The following is a 17,350-nucleotide window of genomic DNA, read 5'->3' as shown; positions in this document are numbered from 1 at the left end:
CGACCATCGGCCCTCCTATTCGCGCACGAAACAGGACAGGTGGCAGCCGTCAATCTGCAAGCGTCACGGCCGAGAAAAGACTATCGAAGGCATGCGGCCTCCGCTGTCCTTGAATCGTCAGTGGGGTGGTCGCCGGGTCGGCGGGAAAGCCAAGCGGGCAGCTACTTGGACGAGTGATCGGCCACGTACGTGCCTCGACCTGGTTGGCCGATGATCAGGTCGCGGTCGTGCAGTAGCGACAGGGCGCGGTGGACCGTACCTGGGCTGACGCCGTACTGGTCGGCGAGTTGCGAGGTAGAGGGCAGCTTGGCGCCCGGCGCGAGTTCGCCGCTTTTGATCTTTGCGGTGATCTCGTTCGCGATGATCTTGAACGGTGCTTCGGCAGTCGGCATAGAGGTGTCTCCGGTCGGTTCGGCACCTCTGATCTTGCCCTAGTTACTCCAGTTACTGCAATAGGTTGGCGTCCTCCTTGATGGACTAGACCTACTCGATATGGTCGGGTAGGTTCTAGTCATCTCCTCCGGTCGGTTCGGCAAATCGTCGGAGGAGGGTGGCGACCCGGTCTGGACTTCTCCGGCGCTCCGGCCGGGTCGCCTTCCACTCCCGACGGAAGGTGGCTGGCACGTGCGCGTACTGCTTCGACTTCTGTTTTCTTGGTGGCGGAAACCCGCCCCAGCCCCGGTTCCGGTTGTGCGGCCGAGGCCGATCAGTTGGGTACGGGCGGGCAACCAGGCGAGCGGGTACTACCGGACGGCGACGTACCCGCCGTTGAGCGATGGGCAGGTGCGGGAGCGGCAGTTTCCGGTCCGGCGGTACGGGCTGGACCCCGAGGAGGTACGCGTCTTCCTGCACCGGGTCGCCAACGAGCTGAACGCCCTGCAAGGCGAGTTGGACCGCACCCGCGACGAGAACATCCGGATCAAGAACCACCTGCGGACCTGGCAGTCCCGGTTCACCCCCGGAGTACGGGTGTGACCACCGCAGACGCCCACCCCAACCGGTACGTCATCCACCTGCCCGTCACCGCACCCGACCTGCCCGGCGCGCTCAACCTGGCTCGCGTACTCGCCCGTTCGGTGAGCTTCCTGCCGCAGATCGACTCCACCGGTGCCGAGGTGTCCGAAGAGGACGATCAGAATGCTCGCCACCAGGTGTTCTGTGATCGCCGTACCGAGGGGGAGCGGCGGCGGTGCGGGAAGGCGGCGGCGCATTCCGGTGAGTGCAGATGAGCGACGCACCCATCGTGGTCACCTGCGTCGGCTGTGACGGCCTGACCTTCAAACTCACCGGAACAGGCGCGGAGCCGTGTGTCGACTGCGCCCAGCACGGCAGGCTTCGCGCCCAACTCGTGATCACCGTTGGCAACCGGGACACCGGTGCGGTCGCCTCGGTGAACGTGGTGCCGGGTCTGGTGCAGGCGACGCCCTCACCGTACGGCGGTTGGCGTTTGCCCTTGTTTCCGCTGGTGAGCGAGCTGGCGAAGCGGACCGGGACGGCGCTGCGCAGCCTGCGTGAGGTGGACCGGCCGGAGCAGCCGCTCGATCCGGACGGCGAGCTGAGCCTGCACCTGCCCCGCGCATGGCAGCCCGACCTGCCCGCCGCCGAACGCCTCGCGCTCGAAGTCACCGCACTCGGCGGCCTCTCCCGACACCCGTGGTGGGTCTACCTCGGCGGCTCGACCGACCCCGGCCCACCCGACCACAACAACCTTCTCGCCCGACTCTGCCGGGCCGCCGACCTGCTCTGTCTCGACCTGGTGATCGAGGCCCGAAAATCCCCCGGCGACCGTCTGACCTGGGACATCCGCTTCGAACTGCCGGGCTCGCCCATCCCGATCACCACCCACGGGTACGCCCACAGCCTGCTGACCGCGATCGAGTGCACCACCGTCGCCGACGCGGTCTACGGTCTCGCCGAGCGTTGCGCGACCGCCCCGGCGCACTACCTCACACCCTCGATCAAACCTGACCAGGTGTGGAGCGAACCCGACGTCGACCAGCTCGAACGGCGGATCATGCGGGACTGCGCGGACGACAACCCGGGTGCCCAGGCGATCTGGCGGAGCCGGAACTGGTGGCACGCGAGTCTGCGAACTGGCGAGCGGGCGGTGCGGCGCGGTTGGGAGCCGCCGTCCCCGGCCTATCTCGGTGACCCGATCCCGAGCGTGACCTGCCCGGACTGTCACGGCAGCGGCACCACCTGGCAGGGCACCCGCCGCTGTCCCACCTGCTCCGGACAACGTCGGCTGCACCAGGGCGCGGCCGTTGTCCTGACCGACCTGGGCGACCAGACCATCTGGCTCAACTGGCGGCGACCGGACCACGAGGGCAGCGGCACTGGCGGGTCCGGCGCGGTCGTGGCAAGGGAGGTCGCCGGTCAACCGATTGTGCAGCTCGGCGAGCGTTACCGGCTCGGCTCGTGGATCGGGCTGTTCGGCCGGGGACCGGAGGCGATGGCCGAGTTCGACGACATCGGGACGATCGACCATCGGTTGTGCCACGGGCTGGTCATGCTGCCGGAACCGGACGCCGACCCGCTCGACCGGTACCTGGCACTCGCCGGCGGGTTACGTCCCGGCGGGCGGTTGCTGATCCACGTGACGGACTGGTCGGAGCTGTCGCTCGGGCAGCTCGTCCACCTGGTCCACGGCCTCGGGCTCGCGCTCCGGGTCACCGTCCAGGACCTGACGAAAAACGCCGACAACCTGGCGAAGGTGCAGGGTGTGCGCTGGGAGGTGCGGGCGGTCAGACCCGGTGAGACCACCGAGCGGATCTTCGCGCCGCTGCGGAACAGCCTGCCGGAGGCGATCGACCACTGCCTGCGTCACCTGGGCTCGCCCCTGTACGCCGCCGTACCGGTTGATCCGGTCCGGCCGCTCCGGGTGCCGCAGCAGCTCGCATCGGTGGCGGGGTCGCTCGAACTGGAGTCGGCGTTGCCGCTGGCTGCTCGGAGTCGCCCCGGTGAGCCGGTTTCGGTTCGGCTGGACCCGGATCGGGGCGACGGCCACGGTCCGGACGAGTGATGCCGAAAGTTTCTTACATCGAATTTGATGTAAGAACACCATCTTTGATGTACGAACTTTCGGCGTTATAACTCCGCGACAGCGAATCGCCAGCCAGCCAGACAGCGATGCGCCTCAGATGGTGACGACGAGTTTGCCGGTGGTGTGTGCGCGGGCGAAGTCGACGCAGGCTTGGACGCCCTGGTCGAGCGGGTAGCGGCGGCCGATCGTGGCAGGCAGTTCACCACGGGCGGCCAGTTCGCCGACCTCGCGCATCCCGCCGAACGTGCCGTCCATGTCCAACACGAACAGCAGTTCCACGTCGTCCCGACCGATCCACCCCTGCTCCGGCACCGGGTACGTGATGGTGAGCAGCCGTCCACCCGGGCGTACGGCGGCTGCCACTGCGGTGAGCTGGTCGCTCGGCAGGGTCAGGTTGAAAGCGACGTCGACGTTGGACGGGTACTCGGCTTCGGCGTACCCGATGGTTTCGGTGGCGCCGAGGGCACGCAGGGTGGGGGCGTCGGCGGTGGTGGAGGTGGCGATGACCTGCGCTTTTGCGGCGGCGAGCAGTGGGAGCACGGCGGTGCCGACGCCGCCGGTGGCGCCGATGACCAGGACGGTTTCGCCGGGTTGGATTTTGGCGGTGGCCATCAGGGCCCGCGCGGTCAGGCCGGTGGTGGGCAGGGCCGCCGCCTGTTCGACGGTGAGGCTGGCCGGGCGGTGGGCCAGGAACGGGGTGTCGGCTTCGAAGACCGCGTACTCGGCGAGCGAGCCGGTGCTCAGCGACGGGCGGTTCGCGCCGGCCATCGCCCGCAGGGCCCGGGGCACGGCCTGGCCGAAGATCTCGTCACCCACCCGGTAGGAAACAACCCCGGCGCCGACCTCGCTGACCGTGCCGGCGAAGTCGTTGCCGGGTACGTGCGGGAACTCCAGCGGCGCGAAGTCGTGGAAAGCGCCGCTGGGCAGCCGGATGTCGGCGGGGTTGATCGAGGCGGCGGCGATCCGTACCTGGAGCTGACCCGGACCGGGGCGGGGCACCGGGACGTCGCCGATCGTGTACTCCTCGGGCGGTCCGTAGTGGGTCACGACAACAGCCTTCATGGATGCCTCCTGGAAACGGACCGGGCGGTCAGGTTCTGTCGGGAAGCTAGCAATAAACGGACCGGGCGGTCAACTTGTTAGGGTGGCGGCGTGACCTCGACCCGTCCCCTCCGCGCCGACGCCGTACGCAACCGGCAGTTGCTCCTGGCGGCGGCGGCGGACGAGTTCGCGGAGCGGGGGATGGACGCCTCGGTCGCCGACATCGCCCGCCGGGCCGGGGTCGGCAAGGGCACCGTGTTCCGCCACTTCGCCACCAAGGACGACCTGATCGCCGCGATCGTCCTCGACCGGATCGACGAGCTGAACACGGCCGGCGGCAGGCTGCTCGAAGCGGCGGATCCGGGCACCGCGCTCCTGGAGTTCCTCACCGTCGCCGCGCACCAACGACAGCAACGCGACCTGTCGTTCCTGCACGAGGCCGGCGAGCTGAGCGCGGAGGTGACCAGGGTCCGGACGCGGATGTACAACACCGTCCAGAAGCTGGTCGACCGCGCGCGCGAGCACCGCGCCGTACGCGACGACGTCACCGGGACCGACATCATCCTGCTGATGTGCGCACCGAACTACGTCACCAGCTACGTCCCGGACGCCCCGCCGGACCTGTGGCGGCGGTACCTTGCCATCATCTTCGACGGACTGCGCCCGGAAGGCGCCCATCCGCTGCCCCACCCGCCGCCCTCGACAGTGTGAGTTCCGAGCGCCTCGTCGCTCCGGATGGGCAAACCCAACACCTGCGTGAGCGCACTCATGGGCGGTGGGGTTGATCGATCGGGCGCTGGCTGTGAGATCAGGCCACCCAACCAGTGTTACTTATGGGTTTCGCCCACATAGCCCGTGCGTGACGTCACTCCTAGCGTGAGCCGACAAACAAGTTACCCACTACTCCCTCACGTGGAGCCATACATGACGGTCCGGACCACCCGGCGAGCGCTCGTCGCAGCCGCCAGCTTGATGGCCGTGGCACTCGCCGCCGCGGCCTGTGGCAGCCCGCAGGACACCGCCACCGGGGGCGGCGACTCCAACACCACCCCGGTCAAGGTCGGCCTGGTCTACTCCCAGTCGGGAGCGCTGGCCAGCTACGGCAAGCAGTACATCGAGGGTTTCAAGGCCGGCCTGTCGTACGCGACCAAGGGCACCAACAAGATCGGTGACCGGCCGGTCGAGGTGACCGAGGTCGACGACGCCGGTGACCCGGCCAAGGCGGTCTCCGCCGCCAAGGACCTGATCGGCAAGGGCACGAAGATCATCGCTGGCTCGACCGCCTCCGGTGTCGCGCTCCAGGTCGCCCCGATCGCCGCCCAGAACAAGACGCTGTTCATCTCCGGCCCGGCCGCCACCGACGGGGTCACCGGGGTCAACAAGTACACGTTCCGCTCGGGACGGCAGTCGTACCAGGATGTTGTCACCGCGAAGTCGTTCATCGGCGACGCCAAGGGCAAGAAGGTTGTCGTCTTCGCCCAGGACAGCGCGTTCGGCAAGAGCAACGAGGCGGCCGTACAGGCGGTCATCGGCGGGGCAGGGGCCACCGTGAGCAGCGTGCTCGCGCCGGCCAGCGCCACCGAGTTCACCCCGTTCGCCAGCCAGATCAGCGCCGCCAAGCCCGACCTGCTCTTTGTCGCCTGGGCCGGCACCACCGCCCCGGCGATGTGGCAGACCCTCGACCAGCAGGGCGTACTCGCCGCCACCACCGTGGTGACCGGGCTCGACATCCGGGCCTCGTGGGCCACCTTCGGAGCCGCCGGCACGAAGATCTCGTTCCTGTCGCACTTCTTCGACGGCGCCGTCGACAACGACGCCACCAAGGCGCTCAAGGCCGGCGTACCCGGCGGGACGCTCGACCTGTTCCACCCGGACGGCTTCACCGCCGCCCAGATGGTGGTCCGGGCCGCGACCGAGGGTGGCGACGACGTCGACAAGATGGTCACCGCCCTCGAAGGGTGGAGCTTCGACGGGGTCAAGGGCAAGAACACCATCCGCCCCGCCGACCACGCCCTGCTCCAGCCGATGTTCCAGGCCAAGCTGACCGGCACCGGCGACCAGATCAAGGCAGAGCTCCAGAAGGCCCTGACCAGCGACGAGACGGCGCCGCCTGCGGTAGCCATGAAGGGCTGAGTGAAGTAGTGCTGGCCACCCGAGGCCTCAGTTGGCGAATCGGCGAAGTCGCCATCGTCGACGACGTCTCCTTCGACCTGGCGCCGGGAGAGTTCCTCGGCGTGATCGGGCCGAACGGAGCGGGCAAGACGTCCCTGTTCAACCTGATCTCCGGGCTGCGGCGCCCCACCGAGGGGCAGGTGCTGCTGCACGGGCAGGACATCAGCGGGCTCCCGCCGCACCGGCGGGCCGGCCTCGGGCTCGGCCGCACCTTCCAGGCATCCTCGGTGTTCGGCTCGCTCGACGTGCGGGAGAACGTGCGGCTCGCCGTACAGGCGCATCGTGGCGGGTCGATGAAGCTGTGGCGGCGGGCGGCGGCCGACAAGGACGTGGCCGCCGCCGCCGACGAGGCGCTCGACCGGGTCGGCCTCAGCCACCGGGGTACGGCACTCGCCGGCACCCTCGCCCACGGTGAGAAGCGCAAACTCGAAATCGCGCTGCTGCTCGCCGGGGAACCGAAGGTGATGCTGCTGGACGAGCCGATGGCCGGGGTCAGCGCCGAGGACGTGCCGGAACTCGTCGCGGTGATCCGGTCGCTGACCGGCGACAGCGGCCGGTCGGTGCTGATGGTCGAGCACCACATGGACGTGATCCTGGAACTCGCCGACCGGATCGCGGTCATGCACCACGGCGCGCTGCTCGCCATCGACACCCCGGACACCGTCATGGCCAACGCCACCGTGCAAGAGGCGTACCTGGGGGAGTCGCTATGAGCAACGAACCGATTCTGACCGTCGAGGACCTTTCGGTACGGATCGCCGGGCTGCACATCCTCCAGGGCGTCTCCTTCACGGTGGCGCCGACCGGGGTGACCGTGCTGCTCGGACGCAACGGGGTCGGCAAGACCACCACCCTGCGCGCCATCATCGGGCTCACCCCGCGCAACGGCGAGGTGAGCGGCAGCATCCGTACCGGGTCGCAGAGCCTCACCGGGCAGGCGACGCACAAGCTGGTCCGGGGCGGGCTCGGTTACGTACCCGAGGACCGGTGCGTGTTCGCCGGGCTCACCGTCACCGAAAATCTGCGGCTCGCCGAACAGCGGGGCGCGAAACCGGCGTACGACAAGGTCTACGAGCTTTTCCCGGAGCTGGACCGGCGCGGACGGCAACGGGCCGGTTCGCTCTCCGGTGGCCAGCAGCAGATGCTCGCCATCGGCCGGGTCCTGCTCAACAACAACAAACTGCTGCTGGTCGACGAGCCGACCAAGGGGCTCGCCCCGAAGGTCGTCACCGAGGTCGCCGAGGTGCTGGAACGGGTCGCGGTCACCGTGCCGGTCCTGCTCGTCGAACAGAACCTCGCGGTCGTACGCCGGCTCGCCCAGGACGCGATCGTGCTCGACGCCGGACGGGTCGCCTGGACCGGCGGCGCCCGGCAACTGCTGGAGGAGCCGGACCTGACCAAGAACCTGCTCGGAGTCGGATCGTCGGGGGTACACGCCTGATGGGCACCATCGTGCTGTTGACGCTCACCGGGCTCGGCCTGGCCGCGCTGTACTTCCTCGTCGCCGCCGGGCTCTCCCTGGTGTTCGGCCTCGCCGACGTACTCAACTTCGCCCACGGGCTGTTCCTCTCCGTCGGCGCGTACGGCACCTGGTGGGCGGCGAACCACCTGCCCGGTGCCGGACCGGGCGGCTTCGGTTTCGTGCTCGCGGTCGCGTTCGGTGTCGCCGCCGGTGCGCTGGTCGGGGCACTGGTCGAACTGGTGATGATCCGGCCGCTCTACTCGCGCAACATCGAACAGGTGCTGGTCACCGTCGGGTTGTCGCTGGCCGGGGTGGCGTTGCTCCAGGCATCCTGGGGTGCCGACCCGCGCGACTTTCCCCGTCCGGAGTGGAGCCGGCAGGTGACCGTGGTGCTCGGCGCCAAGGTGCCGAACTCCATCCTGCTGCTGATCGTCGCCGCCGTCGTGGTGCTCGCCGCGCTGCTGGCCTTCCTCCGCTACACCCGCTACGGCCTGATCATCCGGGCCGGGGTGGAGAACCGGGAGATGGTCACCGCGCTCGGCATCGACGTACGCAAGGCGTTCACCCTGGTCTTCGTCATCGGCGGGGCCGTGGCGGCACTCGCTGGCGGGCTGGGCGGCGTCTACTACGGCTCGGTGTCACCGAGTCAGGGCGGTTCGCTGCTCATCTTCGCCTTCATCGTGGTGGTCATCGGCGGGATGGGCTCGGTGGTCGGCTCCGCGTACGCGGCGGTCGTCGTCGGGCTGTTGCAGCAGTTCGTCAACTACTACGGCACCTCGGGCGCCGGTGACCTCTGCGTCGTCGCGCTGCTCGCGGCGGTGCTGCTGCTCCGCCCGCAGGGCATCGCCGGAAAGGCGGTAACGGCATGACCGAGCTTCAGACTCCCGTGGTGGCAGCGCCTGCGGCTGCCCCACCGGATGAACCGGAGCGTCGCCGGGGCTGGTTCGGGATCGTCCGGCCCTGGTTGCCGCTGGTGGCGTTGGCGGTCTTCGCGATACTGCCGTACTCGACGGTGTCGCTGCCGGGGCTCTTCGACGGGCCGCTCAACTCGCCCGGCACCCTGCAACTGCTCGCCATCTGCCTGGTCTTCGGTGGTCTCGCCGCCGGGTACGACCTGCTGTTCGGGCGTACGGGCATGCTCTCCTTCGGGCACGCGCTCTACTTCGCCGCCGGGGTCTACGGCACCGACATCCTGGTGACCAAGGGCGGGCTCCCGCTGTGGCAGGCGGCCCTGCTCACCCTCGCCGGTGGCGCGATCCTGGCCGCCCTGCTCGGCGCGATCGCGTTGCGTACGGCCGGGATCGCCTTCGCCATGGTCACGCTCGCCTTCGCGCAGGTCGGTGCGACCCTGGTCGCCCTGGACTCCGGTGGCCTGACCGGTGGCGAGGAGGGTCTGCCGCTGGACGTGTCCGGGTTGCCGGACAGCCTGGTCGGGGTGGCGAACACGGTCAACCTGTACTGGTTGGCGCTGGCGTACCTGGCCCTGGTGGTTTTCGTGGTGGCCCGGGTCGCCGCCTCGCCGACCGGTCGGGTGCTCGCCGGACTCCGCGACGACGAGCGGCGGATCGGGGTGCTCGGGCTTGATCCGTACCGGTTCAAGCTGGTCGCGTTCACCCTCTCCGGCAGTCTCGCCACCGCCGGGGGCGTGATCTACTGCCTGCTCGTCGGTGGCGCGTCACCGCACATCACGTCGTCCGAGCTGACCCTGTCGCTGCTGGTCATGGTGGTCCTCGGTGGACCCGGTACGCGTTGGGGCCCGGTCATCGGCGGTTTCCTCTACATGTACCTGGACCACCGCCTCACCGACTTCGGCTCCTCCTCGGCAGTAGACAGCCTCCCCACCGTCCTCAGCGCCCCCCTCTCCCAACCCCTGTTCGTCCTGGGCACGGTCTTCATCCTCGCCGTCTACTTCTTCCCCGGCGGCCTGGCCAGCCTAAAAACCCGCCTAACCCCCCTCCACCACCTAACCTCCCGCCCCCGCCGCTAGAGGCCGTTGATCATGAAGTTAGTGCGGCGACACGCCGACGTCGACCGCGCTAACTTCATGATCAACCGGAGGGTTCGGGGTCAGGGGGCGAGGAGGTTGTAGAGGGGGAGGGGTGGGTGGAGGGGGTGGTGGGGTCGGGGAGGGAGATTGTGGGGGTGGTGCCGTAATTGCGGTAGGTGATGGTGTGTTCGTACGCTTCGGTGTCGCCGACCTTGGGGACGCTGACCGCCATGGTGGCGAGGCGGCCCTGCTGGTCGAGCGTGGCCCGGAAGGGCAGCCATACACCCGTGTCGCCGAGCTTCTGGACCGCCTCCTCGGACAGGTACTTCTCCGCCGCCCCGCCCGCCAGGTCGACCCGCCCGGTGAAGATCCCGGGCTCGCTCTCGTTCACCGAGGTGGCGTGTGACAGCAACCCCCAGACGCCGCCCACGTCCGGCTCCGTGTACCTCGGTGGCATCGGTGTGTCGACGTGCATCCGGCTGTAGTTCAACAGCATCCACTCGTCCGGGAAGGTCGGCAGCTTCCTGGGATCCTTCGCGTCGGTGAACTCGACCTTCGCCCAGATCTGGTTACGCGAACAGAGATAGGTCACCTCCACGGTGGCGCCCAACTCCTGGTTGCGGTGCGATGTCCGCTGTTGGAAAGCTCCGGCGGACGGCCCCACCTCGCCGACGAAGGTCCGCTCCCAGTTGGTGATGGTGTAACCGAAGCCGGGTCCGGTAGCGCTCGGAAGTGCGGCGAAGAGCCTCGACTTCTCGCCCGGCGGCGCCTCGGCCACCGGTTCGCCTCCGCACTGGCACAGGGCGCCGAGCAGGCAGACGATCAACGTGATCCCGACCGTGAGGCCGAAGTTGCGTAGCGCCTTGCTGTGAGTGACGTGCGATTGCTGCATGTCCGTCCCTGTCGGTGGTCGCGCGACGTTGGTCCGCGGCAGGTATCTGTCGATTGTGGACCGTCGGCGATCCTGCCGGATGACCGCCACCGGCCGCCCGGGCCCACCCGGTGCCCCGTTCGGCGCGCGGAGGGGGTGGCGGCCCCCCGTGTGGCCGCCACCCCCTCGTCACGTGCTCAGGATCAGGAGTTGATCAGCTCGTACGCCGCAGCCGGTGCCGCGACCGCGTCAGCGGCAGCCGGTACGGCCACAGCCGGGGCGGTGCCGTAGTCGGCGTAGGTGACGCTGTAGTCGTACGCCTTGGTCTTGCCCACCGTGGGCACGTTCACCAGGAAGCTGGTGAGCCGGCCCTCGGCGTCGACGGTCGCCTGGAAGGGCAGGGTCTTCGCCGCCTCGCCGATCCCGGCGGCGGTCTCCTCCGAGAAGATGTTGGTACCGGCCGCGCCGCTCAGGTCGACGGTGCCGGCGTACTTTCCTGCGGCGCTCTCGGTGATGGTCGTGTTCGCCAGCAGCGGCTTCAGGTCGGCCACGTCAGCGCCCGTGTACTCGGTCGGCACGCCTTCCGCGTCGGTCAGCTTGGCCGGATCCAGCAGCATCCACTTCGCGGGCAATTTCGGCAGCCCGGTGAGGCCCTTGGTTTCGGTGAAGGTGATCTTGGTCCAGCTCTGCTTGTCCACGGTCAGGTACGCCATGTGCATGGTGAAGCCCAGCGACTCTTCCTTGATCTCCATCCGCAGGTGCGTCGCCTTGGTCGTCGGCGCCACCTCGCCGGTGAGGGTCGTCTCCCAGTCCTTGATGGTGTAGCTGAAGCCGGGACGGGTCTCGTCCGGGACGGCGGCGAGCAGGGTCTCCTTGGGGTTGGGCGCTGCGGTCGTCGCCGCCGGTGCCGCCTCCGACCCGGCCGTGTCCTGCCCACATCCGGCCAGCAGGCCAGCCGCTGCCGTGACTGCCGCGACGGTGACGGTCGCCCGCCGAAGGGTGTGAATCATGGTGTTTCGTCGCCGCATGTCTATCTCTCCGTTAAGGTCCGCCCGGCTGATCCGGGCGGGGACGTTCGTGTCGATCATGAGAGTGCTCGCACATACTGCCGGACGACTGTCGTTATGCTGCCGTCCGGCTGACGTGTACTGCCGTCGGCGGAATCCGAGGTCAGGAGCGAGGTGCACATGGGGGCGGGCCTGCGCTTCGAACTTCTCGGACCGCTGCGGGCGTGGCACGGGGACCGGGAACTGGACCTCGGGCCGGGCAAGCAACGGGCGGTGCTCGCCATGCTCCTGCTCTATGCCGGACGTCCGGTCTCGCCCACCCAGATCGTCGACGCGGTGTGGCAGGACGACCCGCCGATGAACGGCCCCAACGTGGTGCAGAAGTACGTCGCCGGGCTGCGCCGGATCCTGGAACCGGAACGATCGCCGCGCAGTCCGGGGCAACTGTTGACCCTCACCGACACCGGTTACCAGTTGCGGGTCTCCGCCGAGAACCTCGACACGGAACTCTTCGAGCGCCGGGTACGGCGGGCGACCGCCGCGCGTACGCAGGGACGGCTGGGTGAGGCGGCCGACGAACTCCGGCAGGCACTCGCGCTCTGGCGGGGCGAGCCACTCGTCGGCTTCACCGGTACGTTCTTCGACTCGGCGCGGGCCCGGCTGATCGAGGGTCGGGCGGCGGCCCTGGAATCGTGGGCCGAGACCGAGCTGAATCTCGGGCGCCACAAGGAGATGGTCACCGACCTGATCCAGGCGGTCGGCCGGTTCCCGGTCCGGGAGCAGTTGCACGGGCTGCTGATGCTGGCGCTCTACCGCTCCGGCCGGCAGGCCGAGGCCCTGGCGGCGTTCCGCGAGGTACGGGCACTGCTCAGCGAGGAGTACGGCGTCGAGCCCGGCGAGAGCCTGCAGGAGTTGCACCGGCGGATCCTGCGGTCCGATCCGGCACTGGGCGTAGCGGGCGAGCCGGATCGGCTCGTACCGCCGGTCCTGGTCGCCCCGGCCGTGCCCGCACCCGTCGCGATGCCGGGAGCCGTGCCCGTCGCGTCGTCGGAAGCCGTGCCCGTCGCGATGCCGGGAGCCGTGCCCGTGGTGACTGCCGCACCCGCATCCGTGCTGACCGCTGTGCCGCCGACCGTGATCCCGGCCCCGGTCGCGACTCCGGTCCCGCAGGCGGCCCAGTTGCCCCCGGCGCCGCCCATGCCGCTGCCGTTCCAGTTCGCCCCGGTGACCGGCGCGCAACCGTCGGGACACCCCGGCAAACTGTTCGGCGGTTGGGCCGAGACCGGGTTCGGGCTACTGGTCGTGATCGGCAGCCTCGGTTTCATGACCTGGGGGATCATCGCCTACTACGCGGGTCGACGGCGCAGCGTCTGGCTGGGGGTGACCGCCTTGGTCATCCTGATCCTGACCGGGCTGTTCATGACCTGGGGACAGGGGCCGCTCGAGGAGGACCTGCACGTTTTCGACGTCGTCGCGGTGTTCTACTGGGGAGTGATCTCGTTCGGTGGAGTGGCCTTCGTCCTCGTGATGCACTGGCGATCGGCTCGATCCGTCGGGATCCCGGCCGCCTTCATGGCGGCCCAACGTACGCGTCGGGAGCAGGCCCGACACCTCTTCTACCACTACCCGGCGGCTCGGGTCGACCTCCAGATCGGTCGGCCCGATCTGCTGCGCTCCTTCGACGACGGCGGCCTGATCGACGTCAACGCGGTCATCGACCAGGTGCTCTGGAGTCTGCCCGGGATCACGCCGGAGCAGGGGCGGCACATCGCCCACGAGCGGTCCCAGCGGGGCGGGTTCACCTCGATGGACGACTTCGCCGCCCGTTCCCGCCTTCCCCGTGGCGTACTGAACCAGCTTCGCGAAGTCCTCCTGTTCCAACCCCCGATCACCGCCGCGGCGCCCGCCTGATCGGGAAGATGGCGACACGTCCGCCGGGTTCGTGCCGATCTCTGCCTGGATCGGCGATCCCGGGGGCGGGTACGACGGAAACGTCCGTCCGCGCTGGTAGAAATGCCAGGTGACAGATGACCGGGTGGCGGTACGGGAACGGGCCGAGGCGGTGTTGCGCCGGCTCGCCGGTGATCACGCCCGGCTCCGCGAGGACCAGTGGCGGGCGATCGAGGCGCTGGTGGTCGACCAGCGACGGGTGCTCTGCGTACAGCGCACCGGATGGGGCAAGTCGGCGGTCTACTTCGTGGCCACGGCGTTGCTGCGCGCCGGGGACGGGAGCGGGAGTGGAGCCGCCGGGCCGACCGTGATCGTGTCGCCGCTGCTGGCGCTGATGCGCAACCAGGTGGAGGCGGCGGCTCGGGCGGGCATCCGGGCTCGTACGATCAACTCCGCGAACCTGGACGAATGGGATGAGATCGCCAGAGAGATCCACGCCGGTACGGTCGACGTCCTGCTGATCAGCCCGGAGCGGCTGAACAACCCCGACTTCCGGGACAGCGTGCTGCCCCGGCTCGCGGCCACCACCGGACTGCTCGTGGTCGACGAGGCGCACTGCGTCTCCGACTGGGGACACGACTTCCGCCCCGACTACCGCCGGCTGCGTACGTTCCTCGCCGGGTTGCCGGACCGGACCCCGGTGCTGGCCACCACCGCCACCGCCAACCAGCGGGTCACCGACGACGTGGCCGAACAGCTCAACACCGGCACCGCACCCGGTCAGACCGGTGGGGCGCTGGTCCTGCGCGGGGCCCTGGACCGGGCCTCGCTGCGGTTGGCCGTACTCGACCTGCCGAGTCCGGCGCACCGGCTCGGCTGGCTCGCCGACCACCTCGACGAGCTGCCCGGCTCGGGGATCATCTACACCCTCACCGTCGCGGCGGCCGGTGAGACGGCCGAGTTCCTCCGTTCCCGTGGGTACGCCGTGGCCGCGTACACCGGGCAGTCCGACGACGCCGAACGCCGGGCCGCCGAGCAGGACCTGCTCGACAACAAGATCAAGGCGTTGGTGGCGACGTCGGCGCTGGGCATGGGGTTCGACAAGCCGGACCTCGGATTTGTCGCCCATCTTGGCGCACCGCCCTCGCCGATCGCCTACTACCAGCAGGTCGGCCGGGCCGGGCGCGCGGTCGAGCACGCCGAGGTGCTGCTCCTGCCCGGTGCCGAGGACCAGGCGATCTGGCGTTACTTCGCCTCGCTCGCCTTCCCGCCCGAGGAGCAGGTACGCGCCGTGCTCGGCGCACTGGACCCCGACCGTCCACTGTCCACACCCGCGCTGGAGCCGATCGTCGACCTTCGGCGTACCCGGCTCGAACTGATGCTGAAGGTGCTCGACGTCGACGGCGCGGTGCGTCGCGTACGCGGTGGCTGGCTGGCCACCGGGCAACCGTGGCAGTACGACGAGGCCCGGCTGCGCCGGGTGGCCCAGGCACGCACCGCCGAGCAGCAGTCGATGCGCGAGTACGTGAGCACCACCGACTGCCGGATGGAGTTTCTCCGCCGCTGCCTGGACGACCCCGAGGCCGTCCCCTGTGGACGGTGTGACCGGTGCGCGGGCGGACAGTACAACACCGACGTTTCCGCGCCCGCGCTCGCCGCCGCGCAGGCCTGGCTCGGCCGCCCCGGCGTGGACATCGCGCCGAAGAAGCTCTGGCCGACCGGTCTGGAGGCGGTCGGCGTACCGCTGCGCGGCAAGATCGGCCCGAGCGAGCAGGCACTGCCCGGCCGGGCCCTCGGGCGCCTCTCCGACCTGGGCTGGGGAGGGCGGCTGCGTAATCTCGTGGCGCCGGAGGCCACCGACGCGACCATCCCCGACGACGTGGCGGCGGCGATGGTCGAGGTGCTCCGGGACTGGTCGCGCGGCTCCGACCCCTGGCCGGCCCGCCCGGTGGCGGTGGTCGCGATCGGCTCCCGGCGCCGCCCCCGACTCGTGCACAGCCTCGCCGAGCGGATCGCCACCGTCGGCCGGTTACCGCTGCTGGGGGAGGTGCCGGCCCGCGAAGGCGCGTCCGGCGGTGACGGTCCGCGCGGCAACAGCGCCCAACGCGTACGCGTACTGCACGACGCTTTTGCCGTACCGCCGGCACTGGCCGACGCCCTCGCCGACCTCGACGGTCCGGTCCTGCTGATCGACGACCTGGTCGACTCCGGCTGGACCATGACCATGGTCGCCCGCCTGCTCCGCCGCTCCGGCGCCCCCGCCGTCCTCCCCCTGTCCCTAGCCCTCGCCGCCTAACCCACCCCACCCGCCCCGTGCCCGCCCGCCCGCCGGTCGGCCACTAATACAGAGAAAGAGTGGCTATCCGACGCTGGATAACCACTCTTTCTCTGTATTAGGCGCCAGGGGAGGAGGGGGAGGGGGGCGCGGTCAGGTGGGGCGGCCGTAGCCGTGGATGGGTTGGTAGTCGACGCGTTCTAGTTGGACCGGTTTGCCGGAACGGGGGGCGTGGATGATGTTGCCGTCGCCGACGTAGATCCCCACGTGGTGGATGTCGGCGTAGTAGAAGACCAGGTCGCCGGGCTGGCGCTCGGCACGGCTGATCCGCTTCACCACGCGCCACTGCCGGGCGGCGTTGTGCGGCAACTGCACACCGCCCGCGCGCCAGGCGGCCGAGGTGAGGCCGGAGCAGTCGTACCCGTCCGGGCCCTCGCCGCCCCACTGGTAACGCTTGCCGAGCTGGGCGTACGCGAACCGGACCGCCGACGCGGCGGCACCGCTGCCCAGGTCGCCGGGTGGGCGGGGCGCGGACCGGGGTGGGGCGGGCTCGCGCTCGCCGGTCGCGTCCCGCAGTCGGCTCAGCCGGCTGATCTCGCCCTCGATGTGCTGCTTGCGCAACGCCAGTTGGCGTTCCTGGACCCGCTGCTGCTCGTCCAGCGCCCGCGCCTCGGCTCGGGCGACGGAGAGCTGATCGTGGGTGACCGCGAGCTGCGCGACGATCCGACGCTGGTCCCGACTCAGCCGGTTCAACATCAACAGGGAACCGAGCAGGTCGTCGGTGGACGCGGTGAGCAGCGCCGAGACGGCCGCGAGCGGCTGCGCCCCGTGCCCCCGGTAGACCTGGGCCGCCAGCCGGGCCGCCTCCGCGCGGTGAGCGGTCATGGCGTCCGCCAGTACGGCCAGGTCGCGGTCCAGCTCGGCCGCCCGAACCCGGGACCCGCGCAGCTCCTCGTGCAGGCCGTTGTACTGCTCGATGACGATCTCGAGCTGCTCGGCAGCGGCGGCGAGCTGCTGTTCGGTGGTCTTGCCGGGTGGCTCGGCATCAGCCGGCTCGGGCGCGGCGGCGAGCGCCAACACGACGGACATCCCGGCTGCGAACGCCGCAGTGCGGCGCGGTACGACGGTTGTCGGCACGACCTGCTCAACGACTGACCATCGACGTTGGCGACGGGATCCACCGAGATGGGCGTGGATACGACCGGGGGGTATTCTGCTCGGCATGACCGAAGAGCCGCCGGCGCAGACCCCTCCCGCCGACCCCGCTCCGGCCCCCTCCGCCGACGCCGCTCCGGCCGCAGCCGGGCACGGCCCCTACTGGTACGCCTCGGACAAGCAGGCCATCCTCGGTCGACTGCGCCGGGTCGAGGGCCAGGTACGCGGCCTGCACCGAATGGTCGAGGAGGACACGTACTGCATCGACGTGCTCACCCAGATCTCGGCCGCGACCAAGGCACTCCAGGCTGTTGCGGTCGGCCTGCTGGAGGGACACATCGCGCACTGCGTGATGGAGGCGGCCCGGGACGGCAGTGACCCGTCCGCCAAGGTCAAGGAAGCGTCCGACGCCATCGCCCGCCTCGTCCGTTCGTAGAGGAGACCAGC

Annotated in this window: 17 protein-coding genes; 12 read left to right on the top strand and 5 right to left on the bottom strand. The window is 69.8% G+C overall.

The annotated features are described in order from the left end of the window. Nucleotides 1-161 precede the first annotated feature (161 nt). Nucleotides 162-392: a winged helix-turn-helix domain-containing protein gene (locus tag OIE47_RS09760; protein WP_326561167.1), complete on the bottom strand. Its 231-nt coding sequence runs from the start codon at nt 390-392 to the stop codon at nt 162-164. A gap of 232 nt (nt 393-624) precedes the next feature. Between OIE47_RS09760 and OIE47_RS09755 the strand changes: the two genes are divergently transcribed. From OIE47_RS09755 to OIE47_RS09745, 3 genes are read left to right on the top strand one after another with little or no spacing between them, the layout of a single operon-like run. Beyond that, the gene (locus tag OIE47_RS09755; RefSeq protein ID WP_442792070.1) at nt 625-975 is read left to right on the top strand and encodes a DivIVA domain-containing protein; all 351 of its coding nucleotides are present in this window, start codon (nt 625-627) and stop codon (nt 973-975) included. Further along, nucleotides 972-1,229 carry a hypothetical protein gene (locus OIE47_RS09750; RefSeq protein WP_326561165.1) on the top strand — a complete coding sequence of 86 codons (258 nt, stop codon included), beginning with the start codon at nt 972-974 and terminating at the stop codon, nt 1,227-1,229. The genes OIE47_RS09755 and OIE47_RS09750 overlap by 4 nt, the downstream gene beginning before the upstream one ends. After that, a complete protein-coding gene (locus tag OIE47_RS09745) occupies nt 1,226-3,022 on the top strand; it encodes a zinc finger-like domain-containing protein (protein WP_326561164.1) in 1,797 nt (598 codons plus the stop codon). The genes OIE47_RS09750 and OIE47_RS09745 overlap by 4 nt, the downstream gene beginning before the upstream one ends. Before the next feature lie 114 nt (nt 3,023-3,136). On the opposite strand, the gene OIE47_RS09740 is transcribed toward OIE47_RS09745, so the two are convergent. Beyond that, nucleotides 3,137-4,105 (bottom strand): NADP-dependent oxidoreductase, encoded by a 969-nt coding sequence (locus OIE47_RS09740; protein ID WP_326561163.1) that lies wholly within the window; start codon nt 4,103-4,105, stop codon nt 3,137-3,139. 90 nt (nt 4,106-4,195) lie between these two features. On the opposite strand from OIE47_RS09740, the gene OIE47_RS09735 reads away from it, so the two are divergent. From OIE47_RS09735 to OIE47_RS09710, 6 genes are all read left to right on the top strand, one after another. Continuing rightward, a complete protein-coding gene (locus OIE47_RS09735; RefSeq protein ID WP_326561162.1) occupies nt 4,196-4,795 on the top strand; it encodes a TetR/AcrR family transcriptional regulator in 600 nt (199 codons plus the stop codon). A 213-nt stretch (nt 4,796-5,008) separates the two neighbouring features. Continuing rightward, complete coding sequence (locus OIE47_RS09730) at nt 5,009-6,217, top strand: substrate-binding domain-containing protein (RefSeq protein WP_326561161.1); 1,209 nt, start codon at nt 5,009-5,011, stop codon at nt 6,215-6,217. Nucleotides 6,218-6,225: 8 nt separating this feature from the next. Further along, a complete protein-coding gene (locus tag OIE47_RS09725; protein ID WP_326561160.1) occupies nt 6,226-6,969 on the top strand; it encodes an ABC transporter ATP-binding protein in 744 nt (247 codons plus the stop codon). Further along, entirely contained in the window at nt 6,966-7,697 is a 732-nt protein-coding gene (locus OIE47_RS09720; protein ID WP_326561159.1) for an ABC transporter ATP-binding protein, read from the top strand. The genes OIE47_RS09725 and OIE47_RS09720 overlap by 4 nt, the downstream gene beginning before the upstream one ends. Next, nucleotides 7,697-8,587 (top strand): branched-chain amino acid ABC transporter permease, encoded by an 891-nt coding sequence (locus tag OIE47_RS09715; protein ID WP_326561158.1) that lies wholly within the window; start codon nt 7,697-7,699, stop codon nt 8,585-8,587. The genes OIE47_RS09720 and OIE47_RS09715 overlap by 1 nt, the downstream gene beginning before the upstream one ends. Further along, nucleotides 8,584-9,705 carry a branched-chain amino acid ABC transporter permease gene (locus tag OIE47_RS09710; protein WP_326561157.1) on the top strand — a complete coding sequence of 374 codons (1,122 nt, stop codon included), beginning with the start codon at nt 8,584-8,586 and terminating at the stop codon, nt 9,703-9,705. The genes OIE47_RS09715 and OIE47_RS09710 overlap by 4 nt, the downstream gene beginning before the upstream one ends. Before the next feature lie 61 nt (nt 9,706-9,766). On the opposite strand, the gene OIE47_RS09705 is transcribed toward OIE47_RS09710, so the two are convergent. Both OIE47_RS09705 and OIE47_RS09700 read right to left on the bottom strand, forming a co-directional pair. Next, the gene (locus OIE47_RS09705; RefSeq protein ID WP_326561156.1) at nt 9,767-10,597 is read right to left on the bottom strand and encodes a hypothetical protein; all 831 of its coding nucleotides are present in this window, start codon (nt 10,595-10,597) and stop codon (nt 9,767-9,769) included. A 182-nt stretch (nt 10,598-10,779) separates the two neighbouring features. Beyond that, nucleotides 10,780-11,586 carry a hypothetical protein gene (locus OIE47_RS09700; protein WP_326561155.1) on the bottom strand — a complete coding sequence of 269 codons (807 nt, stop codon included), beginning with the start codon at nt 11,584-11,586 and terminating at the stop codon, nt 10,780-10,782. 177 nt (nt 11,587-11,763) lie between these two features. Here OIE47_RS09700 and OIE47_RS09695 point away from each other — a divergent pair, with 177 nt between their 5' ends. Then, on the top strand, nt 11,764-13,494 hold the full coding sequence (locus OIE47_RS09695; RefSeq protein ID WP_326563046.1) for a BTAD domain-containing putative transcriptional regulator: 1,731 nt from the start codon (nt 11,764-11,766) through the stop codon (nt 13,492-13,494). A 109-nt stretch (nt 13,495-13,603) separates the two neighbouring features. Further along, nucleotides 13,604-15,769 carry a RecQ family ATP-dependent DNA helicase gene (locus OIE47_RS09690; protein ID WP_326561154.1) on the top strand — a complete coding sequence of 722 codons (2,166 nt, stop codon included), beginning with the start codon at nt 13,604-13,606 and terminating at the stop codon, nt 15,767-15,769. Between the two features lie 132 nt (nt 15,770-15,901). Here OIE47_RS09690 and OIE47_RS09685 read toward each other — a convergent pair whose 3' ends face one another. Continuing rightward, nucleotides 15,902-16,837: a C40 family peptidase gene (locus tag OIE47_RS09685; RefSeq protein ID WP_326561153.1), complete on the bottom strand. Its 936-nt coding sequence runs from the start codon at nt 16,835-16,837 to the stop codon at nt 15,902-15,904. A 133-nt stretch (nt 16,838-16,970) separates the two neighbouring features. On the opposite strand from OIE47_RS09685, the gene OIE47_RS09680 reads away from it, so the two are divergent. Then, nucleotides 16,971-17,339 (top strand): metal-sensitive transcriptional regulator, encoded by a 369-nt coding sequence (locus OIE47_RS09680; RefSeq protein ID WP_442792069.1) that lies wholly within the window; start codon nt 16,971-16,973, stop codon nt 17,337-17,339. The last annotated feature ends 11 nt before the right edge of the window (nt 17,340-17,350 follow it).

This window comes from Micromonospora sp. NBC_01796, assembly GCF_035917455.1.
Classification (GTDB): Bacteria; Actinomycetota; Actinomycetes; order Mycobacteriales; family Micromonosporaceae; genus Micromonospora_G.
This window is presented reverse-complemented; position numbering and strand designations above follow the sequence as displayed.

Excerpts from the sequence above, each read along its gene's own strand:
- OIE47_RS09760 (WP_326561167.1), bottom strand. The coding sequence starts at position 392 with ATGCCGACTGCCGAAGCACCGTTCAAGATCATCGCGAACGAGATCACC.
- OIE47_RS09745 (WP_326561164.1), top strand. The coding sequence starts at position 1,226 with ATGAGCGACGCACCCATCGTGGTCACCTGCGTCGGCTGTGACGGCCTG.
- OIE47_RS09740 (WP_326561163.1), bottom strand. The coding sequence starts at position 4,105 with ATGAAGGCTGTTGTCGTGACCCACTACGGACCGCCCGAGGAGTACACG.
- OIE47_RS09730 (WP_326561161.1), top strand. The coding sequence starts at position 5,009 with ATGACGGTCCGGACCACCCGGCGAGCGCTCGTCGCAGCCGCCAGCTTG.
- OIE47_RS09720 (WP_326561159.1), top strand. The coding sequence starts at position 6,966 with ATGAGCAACGAACCGATTCTGACCGTCGAGGACCTTTCGGTACGGATC.
- OIE47_RS09715 (WP_326561158.1), top strand. The coding sequence starts at position 7,697 with ATGGGCACCATCGTGCTGTTGACGCTCACCGGGCTCGGCCTGGCCGCG.
- OIE47_RS09710 (WP_326561157.1), top strand. The coding sequence starts at position 8,584 with ATGACCGAGCTTCAGACTCCCGTGGTGGCAGCGCCTGCGGCTGCCCCA.
- OIE47_RS09705 (WP_326561156.1), bottom strand. The coding sequence starts at position 10,597 with ATGCAGCAATCGCACGTCACTCACAGCAAGGCGCTACGCAACTTCGGC.
- OIE47_RS09700 (WP_326561155.1), bottom strand. The coding sequence starts at position 11,586 with ATGATTCACACCCTTCGGCGGGCGACCGTCACCGTCGCGGCAGTCACG.
- OIE47_RS09695 (WP_326563046.1), top strand. The coding sequence starts at position 11,764 with ATGGGGGCGGGCCTGCGCTTCGAACTTCTCGGACCGCTGCGGGCGTGG.
- OIE47_RS09685 (WP_326561153.1), bottom strand. The coding sequence starts at position 16,837 with ATGTCCGTCGTGTTGGCGCTCGCCGCCGCGCCCGAGCCGGCTGATGCC.
- OIE47_RS09680 (WP_442792069.1), top strand. The coding sequence starts at position 16,971 with ATGACCGAAGAGCCGCCGGCGCAGACCCCTCCCGCCGACCCCGCTCCG.